Annotated in this window: 9 protein-coding genes and 1 pseudogene; 8 read left to right on the forward strand and 2 right to left on the reverse strand. The window is 58.8% G+C overall.

The genetic code is table 11. From position 1 onward, the window contains the following. Positions 1 to 73: 73 nt before the first annotated feature. From BFD71_RS22050 to BFD71_RS42860, 8 genes are all read left to right on the forward strand, one after another. Entirely contained in the window at positions 74 to 1,324 is a 1,251-nt protein-coding gene (locus tag BFD71_RS22050; protein WP_069266440.1) for an efflux RND transporter periplasmic adaptor subunit, read from the forward strand. Next, the gene (locus BFD71_RS22055; RefSeq protein ID WP_069266441.1) at positions 1,321 to 4,509 is read left to right on the forward strand and encodes an efflux RND transporter permease subunit; all 3,189 of its coding nucleotides are present in this window, start codon (positions 1,321 to 1,323) and stop codon (positions 4,507 to 4,509) included. Before BFD71_RS22050 ends, BFD71_RS22055 begins: the two co-directional genes overlap by 4 nt. Then, positions 4,506 to 5,984 carry an efflux transporter outer membrane subunit gene (locus BFD71_RS22060; RefSeq protein WP_069266442.1) on the forward strand — a complete coding sequence of 493 codons (1,479 nt, stop codon included), beginning with the start codon at positions 4,506 to 4,508 and terminating at the stop codon, positions 5,982 to 5,984. The genes BFD71_RS22055 and BFD71_RS22060 overlap by 4 nt, the downstream gene beginning before the upstream one ends. A gap of 126 nt (positions 5,985 to 6,110) precedes the next feature. Further along, positions 6,111 to 7,286: an MFS transporter gene (locus BFD71_RS22065; protein ID WP_069266443.1), complete on the forward strand. Its 1,176-nt coding sequence runs from the start codon at positions 6,111 to 6,113 to the stop codon at positions 7,284 to 7,286. Positions 7,287 to 7,314: 28 nt separating this feature from the next. After that, positions 7,315 to 8,127, forward strand: coding sequence for an isocitrate lyase/PEP mutase family protein (locus BFD71_RS22070; protein WP_069266444.1), 813 nt, complete (start codon positions 7,315 to 7,317; stop codon positions 8,125 to 8,127). 307 nt (positions 8,128 to 8,434) lie between these two features. Then, complete coding sequence (locus BFD71_RS41525; RefSeq protein ID WP_069266445.1) at positions 8,435 to 8,677, forward strand: hypothetical protein; 243 nt, start codon at positions 8,435 to 8,437, stop codon at positions 8,675 to 8,677. A 181-nt stretch (positions 8,678 to 8,858) separates the two neighbouring features. After that, positions 8,859 to 9,875, forward strand: coding sequence for a GlxA family transcriptional regulator (locus BFD71_RS22080; RefSeq protein ID WP_069266446.1), 1,017 nt, complete (start codon positions 8,859 to 8,861; stop codon positions 9,873 to 9,875). 92 nt (positions 9,876 to 9,967) lie between these two features. Continuing rightward, positions 9,968 to 10,045 carry a DUF1272 domain-containing protein gene (locus BFD71_RS42860; RefSeq protein ID WP_370684303.1) on the forward strand — a complete coding sequence of 26 codons (78 nt, stop codon included), beginning with the start codon at positions 9,968 to 9,970 and terminating at the stop codon, positions 10,043 to 10,045. 130 nt (positions 10,046 to 10,175) lie between these two features. Here BFD71_RS42860 and BFD71_RS42865 read toward each other — a convergent pair. Further along, positions 10,176 to 10,885, reverse strand: a pseudogene (locus BFD71_RS42865) (SDR family NAD(P)-dependent oxidoreductase). Between the two features lie 66 nt (positions 10,886 to 10,951). Next, positions 10,952 to 11,833, reverse strand: coding sequence for an isochorismatase family cysteine hydrolase (locus BFD71_RS22090; RefSeq protein ID WP_256094863.1), 882 nt, complete (start codon positions 11,831 to 11,833; stop codon positions 10,952 to 10,954). Positions 11,834 to 12,085: the final 252 nt, after the last annotated feature.

Below are 12,085 nucleotides of genomic sequence, written 5' to 3' on the forward strand. Positions count from 1 at the left end.
AAGATTGATCATCTAACGGGCGAGCTGGACATGACTCTACGACGTGCAGCCTGTCAACATACTTAGGAATGCCATGAATAACCGTATTGATCAGGCCGAGGTGGGGGTCGCGACTCCAGCCAACCCGGAGACGTCCGGCTCCGTTCGATGGGGCGGCAAAGGTGTTGCAGCCGCTGTGATCGTCGCCGTGGCGGCGACGGCGGCTCACATGCACTGGTCGAGTGCAGCCCCTGTTGCCGCACCGCCGCCTCCGTCGGTTGCCATTAGCGCGCCATTGCAGCGCGACGTCGAAGGCCGGCTCGGGTTCCTCGGCCAGTTCTCTGCCGTGAACCGTGTCGAATTGCGCGCTCAGGTCGGGGGCACGCTCACGCAGATCAATTTCAAGGACGGCGACATCGTGCATAAAGGCGACGTGCTCTTCGAGATCGACCCGGAACCTTATCAGATCAAGTTGAGCCAAGCGACGGCGGGACTCGAATCCGCGAATGCCCGGCTGGCGCTCGCCACGCGAGAGCTTGCCCGTGCGCAGGAACTGCAGCGCTCGGAGGCGGGAACGGCCGAGAACGTCGACCAGAAGGTCGCGGAACAACGCGCTGCTCAAGCGGCTGTCGATAACGCCAATGCTCTGGTTCGCGACGCCAGGTTCGACCTGGATCGCTGCAAGATTACTGCACCCTTCACCGGCCGCATCGGTACACACCTCGTTTCGACGGGCAATCTGGTATCCGGCAGCCGCGCCGGCAGCGGCCCCACGACGCTGCTTGCGACGATCGTTTCGTTGGACCCGATCTATCTGGATTTCGACATGAGCGAAAACGACTACGCCGCTTTCCAGCACTCGCGTGAACACCGCAAAGGACCGTTGGCAGACGCAGTGAATATTTCGCCGACAGGCGACAGTGGATATGTACGCACAGGCACGCTCAACTTTATCGACAACACGCTGGACCGTTCGAGCGGAACCATCCATGCGCGCGCAACCATCCCCAATAGCGACCTGTCGTTGACGCCCGGTGGCTTCGCGCGCCTGCGGCTGGCAACGACTGCACCGCAGGCGGCATTGCTCGTCCCCGATGCCGCCGTTCTCCAGGATCAAACCGATCACATGGTGTACGTCGTGGGAGACGACAACGTGGCCACGCCCAGAAAGGTCGAGGTTGGCGAGCTTCGCGGCGGCCTGCGAGTCATCCGATCTGGACTCGCCCCGACTGACCGCATCGTGATCGACGGTATTCCGTCGGTGCGCCCAGGTTCGAAGATTTCGCCGCACGCGGGGGTGATCCCGTTCTCGGCGGAACACGGCGACGAAGGAGCCAAGTCATGAAACTGACTCACTTTTTTATCGAGCACCCGCGCTTTGCGGCGGTGCTCAACATATTCGCTGTGCTCATCGGCCTGGCAACCACGATGAAGCTGCCGGTGGCCCAGTATCCGAACATCGTTCCCACGACCATTCAGATCACGACCTCGTATCCCGGAGCGTCGGCCGATACGATTGCGCGCACGGTTGCAACGCCGCTCGAGCAGTCCGTCAATGGTGTCGAGAACATGGATTACATCTCGAGCCAATCGACCAGCAATGGTCAGTTGACGATCACGGTGATCTTCAAGGTCGGCACGGACCCGAACACCGCGCTTCTGCTGACACGCAGCCGTGTGGAAGACACGCTGTCGCGCCTGCCCGCCGAAGTGCAATTGCAGGGCGTGCAGGTGAAAAAGACCATCCAGGCGCTGCTACTCGGCGTTCATGTCTATTCGCCCGATGGTTCGCGTAGTCCCGAATACCTGTCGAACTACATGCTCAAGGTCCGCGATCAGATCGCGCGTCTGCCGGGCGTGTCCGACTTTCAGTTGTTCGGCGAACGGCAGTACGCGATGCGCATCTGGATCGATCCGGACAAGGCCGCGTCGTACAACATCAGCGCGAATGAAATACTGGCAGCGCTTCGCGCGCAGAACGCCGCCGTCTCGGCAGGTGTGCTCAACCAGCCGCCTGTATCGAACAATGGCACAGGTGCCTATCAGATCAATATCGACGCGCTTGGCCGTCTGACGACACCCGAACAGTTTGGCGACGTCGTCGTCAAGTCCGATACGCAGGGACGTGTGACGCGCATTCGCGATATCGGCCGTGTCGAGCTTGGCTCGGTGGACTACGGCTCCAAGGCTTACGCTGACAGGTATGCCGCCACGCCATGGTTCGTCATTGCCACTCCCGATGCAAACGTGGTGCAGGTCGAGCACGACGTGTGGGCCAAAATGGCCGAGCTGAAGAAGAGCTTCCCGCTCGGTGTCGACTACATCAAGATCTACGACCCGACTACCTTCGTTTCCCAGTCGATCGAAGAGGTCGCGAAAACCATCGGCATTGCGATTCTGCTGGTGGTTGGTGTCGTTTATCTGTTCCTGCAGAACTGGCGCGCCACGATCATCCCGGTTGTCGCGATTCCGGTGTCTCTGGTCGGTACGTTCGCGATCCTTTCGCTGTTCGGCGCGTCCATCAATAACCTTTCGTTGTTCGGACTCGTTCTGGCCGTCGGGATTGTCGTGGACGATGCGATCGTCGTGGTCGAGAACGTCGAACGGAACATGGCGCTCGGCATGTCGCCGAAAGAAGCCGCTCATCGGACGATGAACGAGGTTTCGACGGCCATTATCGCCATCGCCCTCACATTGTGTGCGGTGTTTGGGCCCACTGCGTTAATGTCCGGCATCTCGGGGCTGTTCTTCAAGCAGTTCGCGATTACGATCGCCGCGTCCACCGTCATCTCGTGCTTCGTCTCGCTGACGCTGAGCCCGGCTCTGTGTGCGGTGCTTCTCAAGCCGCACGAGATGGAGAAGTCCCACGGCGGGTCGACCGCGCTGGGGCGCCTCCACCACGCGATTTTCGGCCGGTTCAATGCGTCGTTCGAATGGCTGTCGTCGCGCTACGGAAAGATGACGGGCCGCGCCGTGCGTGCGACCACCGTGATGCTGATCGTCTACGCGGGCCTGATTGGAGCAACTGCGTTGCAGATGTCGAGAATGCCGACCGGCTTCATTCCGGAACAGGACATCGGCTATCAGGCGGTAATTGCGTTCCTTCCTCCGGGCGCCAGTCTCGAACGCACCGACAAGGTGATTCGTGAAATCAACGACATCGTGCTCGATACGCCCGGACTCAAGGGCGTAACACACACGTCCCCTGTGTCGGGCCTCGACGTCACGACGGGCACGATTGCGCCCAACGTCGGCACGCTTTTCTACGGGCTGCCTTCGCTGTATGGCAAGCATGTCCCCGGCGTCAATGCGGCGTCGATGCTGGTCGAACTCCGCAAGCGTGTCGCGGGTGTCAAGGACGCGGTGGTCGTCGTGATCAATCCGCCGCCCGTGCAAGGGCTGGGCGCGGCAGGCGGCTTCAAGCTGATGCTGGAAGACCGTGGCGGACTCGGGCCGCAGGCGCTCGCCGACGCGTCACGTGCGCTCGTGGCGGCAGCCAACAAGGACAAGGTATTCGGTGGTGTCTTCACGCTTTACAACGCGGGCGCGCCGTCAGTCTATGCGGATATCGACCGCCTGAAGGCGGAAAAGATCGGGCTCACGCCCACCGATGTGTTCTCCACGATGGATCTCTACCTTGGCTCGCAGTACGTGAACGACTTCAACTTCATGGGCCGCACGTACCAGGTACGCGTTCAGGGCGATGAAGCATTCCGCCGGACACCAGAAGACATCGGACGGCTCAAGGTGCGCAACTCGACTGGCGATATGGTGCCGATCAGCAGCGTAGCGACCTTCAAAAACACGACCCAGCCGTATCGCGTGCCGCGCTACAACATGTATCCCGCAGCGGAAATCATGGGTGCAGCCGGTCCCGGATATTCGTCGGGCGACGCCATCCAGCACATGGAAAAACTCGCAGCGCAGGTGCTTCCGAACGGCATCACATACGAATGGACCGATCTCGCTCACCAGCAGAAAGAGCAGACCATGTCGCCGCTCGTGATCTTTGCTGCCTCGGCACTGTTTGTGTTCCTCGTGCTTGCTGCGCAGTATGAAAGCTGGAAGACGCCTCTCGCGATCGTGCTAATCGTGCCGATGTGTCTGTTCGCCGCAGCGATCGGTCTGAACGTGCGCGGCATGCCGATCGACATTCTTGCGCAGATTGGGTTTGTGGTGCTCGTTGGACTGGCCGCGAAGAACGCCATTCTGATCGTCGAGTTCGCAAGACAACGGCAGGCCGAAGACGGCGTCGATGCCGAAGACGCTGCCACCCATGCGGCACATGTGCGGTTGCGTCCCATCCTGATGACGTCATTCGCCTTTATCGCGGGTGTGGCGCCCCTCGCCATTGCAAGCGGCGCCGGCTCAGAAATGCGGCAATCACTTGGCACGACGGTGTTCTTCGGCATGCTCGGCGTGACGCTGTTCGGGCTGGCATTCACCCCGGCGTTTTACGCCTTCGTTCGCAAGCTCGGCATCAAGGGCGCGCTTGCCGTGCGGCAACTCGGTAGTGGAGAAGTGAAATGAACGGCTTCGTATCCAGAACTTCGAAAGCGATCGCAGGTAGTCTGATCGTCAGCGCCTTGCTTGCGGCCTGCGCCGTCGGGCCGGACTATGTTGCGCCCGACACGCAGATGGCGCCGTTTCACAACGCTAAGGTCGTCGCGGACCGGCAAACGACGTTGCCGGCCCCGAGTCTCGATAGCTGGTGGACCGGGTTCAACGACCCCGAACTGGTCAAGGTGGTACGACGGGCGCTGGATCAAAACCTGAGTCTCCAGGCTGCGATCGCACGGGTTGCACAGTCGCGCGCGGCGGCCCAGGCGGCTGGCGCCCGCCTGCTTCCGACGGTCGATGCCAATGCGTCGTATACGGCAGTGCACCAGAGCACGCAGAGTCCTCTTGGCACGATAGCAAGCGCGTTTCCCAACTACAGCCGCGACCAGAAGGAATATGTCGCCGGTGCGACGGCAAGTTGGGAAATCGATCTGGCCGGCGGTCTGCGGCGTGCACACGCGGCCGCCACCGACGAAGAGCAGGCCGCCGAGGCCGCTCAACTCGGCACGCGCGTGACGGTTGTTGCCGATGCTGCCGACGCATATCTGCAAATCAGAGGGCTGCAGGCGCGGCTGGCCGTCACGCAGGACCAGGTGGATACTGATGCGCGCCTGCTGGACCTCGTGAAAGCGCGCAAGCAGGCCGGTGCATCGGACGAACGCGAAGTGGCGCAGGCTGAAGCCTTGCTGCGTCAGGCACGCGCCACCGTTCCGAGCTTGCGCGTGTCGCTCGAAGCGCAATTGAACCGGCTCGATGTGCTGATGGGCGTCCAGCCGGGGACCTATGCGGCAGAACTCGGCACGAATGCGGGCGTCATTCCAGACGTGCCTGCCATCGGCAGCGCGGATCAGCCCGTCGACGTCTTGCGGCGCCGCCCTGACATCATTGCTGCCGAACGCCACCTGGCGGCGTCCAACGAAGCGATCGGCGCCGCACTTGCCGATTACTACCCGAAGATTTCCCTCGCTGGCGCACTGGGATTCGACAGTATCTCAGCCAGCCACTTCCTGAGCGCGAAGTCGTTCCAGCCAATCGGGACAGGTGCGCTGCAATGGCGTCTATTCGATTTTGGCAAGGTAGATGCCGAGGTCAAGAGTGCGCGCGGATCGTATGCGGAGGCATTGGCGCAGTATCGGGAGGCTGCTCTCAAAGCGACCGAAGACGTCGAAGACGCGTTGATGACGCTCTCGCAAACCGAGATTCGTGCGCAGGAAATCCAACAGGAAGTCGCCGCATTGACGAAGGCGCGCGACCTTTCAGAGAAAGCGTATCGCGCGGGATCGATCACGCTCACGGATGTGCTCGACGCCGACCGGCAACTTCTCGAGTCACGCGACGATCTCGATGCAACGAGGGCCGACGCCGCCCGCGCCGCAGTTAGAACGTTCCGTTCGCTTGGCGGGGGATGGGACGCTCCGCATCAGCAGGTCGCGCGGACAAACTGACTCCGAAGCACGACTTAACTGGTTTATGGGGAACAGCTTCCTGCTTTCGACCCGTAGTGCGATGCAGTCGGGTTCCCTATAGTTTCGTCACGAGACTGAATTCGCAATCTTTCTGGAGAGGCCGACATGGATCGCCGCCTTCTAACACTCTCACTCGGTATGTTCGCGTTGGGCACCGACAGCTTCGTCTTCGCTGGCATCCTGCCTGAAATCGCGCATTCGTTTGGCGTCAGCATCGGCGCTGCGGGCCAGCTGATCAGCGTCTACGCGCTGAGCTATGCCCTGCTCGGTCCGACCCTCGCAGCGCTTGCTGCGAACGTTGCACGCAAGCGTCTGCTGCTCAGCGGCATCGGATTGTTTGTCATCGCCAATCTCTGCACCATCGTGGCGCCGAATCTCGCCATCGCGTTGGCCACCCGCGCTTTCGCAGGTCTTGGTGCAGCGATGTTTTCTCCGACTGCCAGCGGAACGGGCGCGTCACTGGTGCCGCCGGAGCGTCGCGGGTACGCATTGTCCATCATCGTGGCGGGGTTAACAACCGCTACCGCGCTGGGCTCGCCCATCGGTGCCGTGATCGGCGGGCTCGCGAGCTGGCACTGGACGCTGGTGCTCGTTGCCGCACTTGGCGCAGCCGCGTTCGCCGGCATTCTTGCGTTCCTGCCTGACGTACCGTTGCCGCCGGCCATTTCGCTGCGCGAACGCCTATCTCCCCTCACCGATTCCCGCGTCGGACTTACGCTCACGACGACTGTGCTTGCACAGATCGGCACGTTCATCATCTTTAGCTACTTCTCGGTTGTGTTCGATCGTGCGATCGGCCACAGCGCCCTGGTACTGGGTGGACTGCTTGTTCTATGGGGACTGGCAGGAACCTTCTCGAATCTGCTGACTGGACGGATCCTCGACAAGATCGGTTCGCACAAAGTCGTTCTGATCAAACTCTCCATCGTGGCAATCGTCATCCTCACCATGCCGATCACCGGCGCACATCTTTGGAGTGCAGCGATTGCGGTGACGATCTGGGGTGCCTGTGCATGGGGTGTGCTGGTGCCACAACAGTTCCGCCTCGCAAGCCTGAATCCTCCGATGACGGCTGTACTGGTCGGTCTCAACACTTCAGCGACTTATGTGGGTGTGTCCATTGCTGGTGCTCTCGGTGCTGCTGTGATCCCGGTCATCGGCAGCCATAACCTTGGCTACCTCTCCAGCATTCCCGTGGTCATCGCGATCCTTGTCTCCTGGCTCGCGACGCGCCGCATCGCATCGTTTGCAAAAACAGCAAAAGGCGCCGTAGCGGCTTGAGTTTTCATTTCCATTCGAGGAAAAAGCAATGTCTAACGTAAATACATTTCGTCGGTTGCACGACAATTCGGTCCCGCTCCGCTTGCCGAACGTGTGGGATGCCGGAAGTGCACGTCTCATTGAATCGCTGGGTGCACCCGCCATCGCCACGACAAGCGCCGGCTTTGCGTGGGCATTGGGCTATCCGGACGGCCGCGTACTGCCTTTCGATGAGGTCGTCGCTTCTGTTCGGCGTATCGTCCGCGTGCTGAATGTGCCTTTGTCGATCGATATCGAGAATGGCTATTCCGACGACCCAAAGACCGTTGCGGACCATGTCATGCAACTGGTGGATCTCGGCATCGCCGGCATCAATATCGAAGATGGCTCAGACCCGGTATCGCTTCTCGCCCTGAAGATAGAGGCGATCAAGAATGCGCTTGTGAGGTCGGGTTCGGATCTCTTCGTCAACGCACGCTCCGACGTCTTTCTTGCGGGCCTCGCTGAAAAGTCGAAGCAGCCGCAAGAGTCGATTGCTCGCGGCAATCTATATGCATCGGCCGGTGCGGATGGACTTTTCCTGCCGGCCCTCGTGCAGTCATCCGATATCGAAACGATTGCGGGCGCAACGCGTTTGCCTCTTAACGTCATGGCCGTGCCAGGACTCGCCGATGCAGCGGCGCTCGGCAAGCTCGGCGTGCGCCGGTTGAGCGCGGGCAGCGGCATCTCGCAGGTCGTGCTCGGCAAGGCGAAGGCCCTCGCGCAGGACTTTCTGAACGACGGCCGTTCCGAAACGCTCGCTAGCAATCCCTTGCCGTACTCCGAAATCCAGAACCTTTTCGCCGGACTGATCAAGCGATGAGCGAGAGACGTATCGCGAAGGTTCGATCGTCGACGTCCGCTCGAACTCCTTTCACTACTGAACACACAAGCAACTGGTTGCTAGTTTCGTGGCTGTGCGGCATTGTAGGATACCGGCGGCATTCACGAACCTGCGAAGCAGGATGGATAGTTGCGGGGTAAATGGCGGTTGTTGGGTTGTTCAGCTGGATATTTCCATCAGGAATGCGAATTGATGTGAGGTGACTATTCATAGCGCTATGCGCCACTGATGAACTGCGTGCCCCTGCTATGGCGCTCAGACTGTAGTGGCGCAGGTTGATCATCGTATGGGCGAGCGTCTTGAAGGCGTAGTGCACGTCACTGATGCGTTCGAAGCGCAGCAGCAGACGGTGAAATTTATCTTCCCAGGCGAACACGCGCTCAATGATGCGAAAGCGCTCTTAAAAGATCGCCGGATCGAAGCGTCGCTTACGACCGCCTTTGAGCCTTTGCGTCCACGCGGCTTCTCGGGAATGTTGGGAACCATGCCGCGATTGAAAATCGCCTTGCGGTCGGCCCAGCAGTCGTAGACGCCGTCCAGACTGACGATCGCGCCTTGCAGGTCCATGCCGATGGCGCGCGCTATCTGGCTGAGCTGGGGCAGCGCCTCGCGCAGCAGGGGCGATTCGCTGCGGCCCTACTACATCCCGAAAGTTAAAAAACCGCAACGCGCTATGCATGAAGCTATGCGCGCTGGTTTGAGGTGACGCTATGCCCACTCGCACGAAGGTAGTCGCATTTTTGGTTGGATCGCCCGCTGATCTGATCAACTTGATTTCCATTTCTACGGTCTTCTCCTACCCGCGAGTTGATGGGAAGTCTGTGTACGCGACCAAGATCCTCTCGACTCAACCGACCCAAGTCGTCCAGGGTTCAGGTGGAATCACGCTTGCTGACTGCATCCCCTACTCGGAGTACACAGGTCCAATTGACACACTTGTGGTCGTCGGAGGTATCAGTGCATTTGCTGAGGTTTCGCCGGACTTGATTCAATGGGTGCGTAGACGTGCACCCCAAACACGCCGTCTCGTTTCTGTCTGTACCGGGGCGTTTGTTTTGGCTCCCACAGGCCTACTTGACGGGAAGCGTGTAACTACCCATTGGCATCACGCAGCAAAGCTTGCCCAGCTTTTCCCGAAACTGAAAGTCGATAAGGACAAGATTTTTCACAAAGACGGGAAAGTCTACTCCACGGCCGGCGTAACGGCAGGGATAGATTTAGCACTCTCTATCGTTGAAGAAGATCTCGGACACCAACAGGTTGCCGCAATCGCTCATACGATGGTTCTCTACGTCCGTCGCCCGAGTCATGAATCGCAGTACAGCACGCTTCTTGCCCAACAGGCTGACGTCAGCGGTACACGCCTTCGCGACCTGCCCGCATGGGCACAATCACGCCTAACGCAAAAACTGGATGTCAACACGATGGCAAAGGCGGTCGCCATGACACCACGAACGTTCGCTCGCCAGTTTGAGTTGCACTTCAAGACGACTCCGGCACGTTGGGTCCAAAAGATTCGAGTAGAGGCAGCTTGTGTGTACCTTACGACCGACGATCTGCCGGTGAAGGCGATCGCAAGACTGACCGGCTTCCGCGACGAACTGTCACTTCGCAGAGCATTCAGTCAACAACTCACGATGACGCCGAAAGACTATCGTCGAACGTTTGGCATGGCTCGGCATATAGGGTTTCAATTAGCTGAATTGCAAAACGTTGCAGTTTCATAGAAAAACGCTCAATGACGAGGTTCATAGCGATACTCGGTTTCATGATTCGTGACGGTACAGTGCTTTGAGGATAGGAGTGGTCTATGTTGCAAATGAAGAGTTCGTGTGAACGCTGCGGAACCGACCTAAAGAAAGAGACGACACAAGCACGGATTTGCTCTTACGAATGACATAAGAGACAAGGCGCTGGGCGGCGGTTTCACCGTCGCCCAGCGCTTTTTGTTAGCCGTGCGATTAAGGAGCGCTGTCGCATGAAGGTTCGCGTCGGAGGCGCGCGGGGGCGCCTTCGAACGCTTCAGGCTAGTGGCCGGCAGTGCGACCGCCGTCGACATAGTGGATTTCGCCAGTGACGTAGTCGGCATCTTCGAGGTAGTTCATCGCCCGAACGACGTCTTCGATCTTGCCGTTACGGTTCAAAGGGGAGAACGACTTCAGGTCCTCCGAATTTGATCCATCGTGAAGCGGCGTGATCACGATGCCGAGCGAGATTGCGTTCACGCGGATGTTGCTCGAGGCCAATTCCATGGCCAGACCACGCGTAGCAGCAACGCAGGCACCCTTTGAGAGTGAAGCAACAACCGCCGGAACTGTTTGCAGGGCATGCTCGACGAGGCTGGTCGAAATCTGGACGATATGGCCACCTCCTTGCTTCTTCATCGCCGGGACTGCAGCTTGCGTTGCGAAAAAACGCTGTCGAGATTAGTCCGCATTACTTGGCGGTAAGTCTCTTCCGAGATATCTTCGATTCTTCCCGGACGCCAGATTCCTGCGTTGTTGATTAAGGTATCCACGCGACCGAAGCGGTCGAGCGCGGTATGGATGACTTTTCGTGCAATTTCAGGATTGCCGATATCACCAGGAACGGTGATGTAGTCAGGATCATTCGATTCCGCAATGGTGCGTGCATTCCCGACGACTAGCCACCCACGCTCGCGATAAGCGTTCACAAACGCCGCACCGATCCCGTGGGATGATCCCGTCACAACGACAACTTTCTGGATATCACTCATAGTTCTTTATTCCTCAGGTTGGTTGAAGCGGACTTGCCCACAGCGCCGCCCACCACAACCGCAAAGCTAAGCGGCTGTCGCAGCAGCCTTCATCTTGTTCACTGCTTCCTCAGTCGTCCAGAGACCGTTCGCCATGAAGCGCCAATTGACCATGGCAGCCACATAGCCGTCGCCTTCCTCGTTCTTCGGTCCCGCTACCGCGTCGCGTACCATTGCAACCTCAAAACCAGCTTCGATAAGGTCACGCATGTGAGATTCGAGGCAGATATTCGCCGCCGGACCAGCCATGATGACTTTCTCCACTTTGCGCATCCGGAGTTGCTTGACCATGTCATTCGCCATAGTTCCAAAGTGCTTGTGCGGAGATGTGTTGCAGGTGCGTCCGTCCATCAGATACTTCTTGAACGGCTCGTAATAGTCCGCCCGCGAGTGAGCAAAGCCCTCCAGGTCCACCGGATCCTTGCGCCCGCAGAAACCGATCCCTCCGAGGTAATGCGCGATAGCGCCACCGGGAACCACCCATTGAAGATCTGTTGGGTAGTACCAGTGGGGGGAGTGAAGGATGTAGTAGCCCAACTCTTGTGCAGTTTTGAGAAGCTGTTCCGTGTGTGAGATCACGTTCCGTTCTTTCAGCGAGTCCGCGATCAGCTCGTAGTACGTCCCGGTCTTTTCTTCAAAAAACTCGTTTTGCATGTCGACCAGCACGAGCGCCGTGCGCTTGTGGTCAAGTTCCATCTCGGGGTTGCGATGCGTGAACAACATCTGAGCCTCCCTATTTGGGGTCATGGCGCCTTCATATTCAGGCGTACAAACCAAGTATTGCAGATTCAAAAGGGGACCATTCTGACAAAAACAGGGCAGATTCTGCCACTCAACCAAGACCGCTGGAAGCAATCGAAGCGCTCCGCGATGGTCACGATCAAGTCTGAAACCGAAGTCCAGGTTCATCTTCAGCTTCCATGCGCTAGTGAAGGAAGTACCTCGTTGTCTTGACCGCTTTGAATTTCAGAGTGGCAGAATTCGCACTCTATTTGTCAGTCAAATTGATCTGATTCCAACCAGTTGTAAAAATGCTGGCCAGGAAGTGATTTACCAGTTCTGCCATTCGCCACAATTCGATCACGAACTCCTCGTCTGGCTCAAAATGAGCAGCATTAACGTAACCGATGAGGAGATCAACAGCGCAAAGCCGTTCGTTTG

The organism is Paraburkholderia nodosa, assembly GCF_001718195.1.
In the GTDB taxonomy this organism is placed as follows: domain Bacteria; phylum Pseudomonadota; class Gammaproteobacteria; order Burkholderiales; family Burkholderiaceae; genus Paraburkholderia; species Paraburkholderia nodosa_A.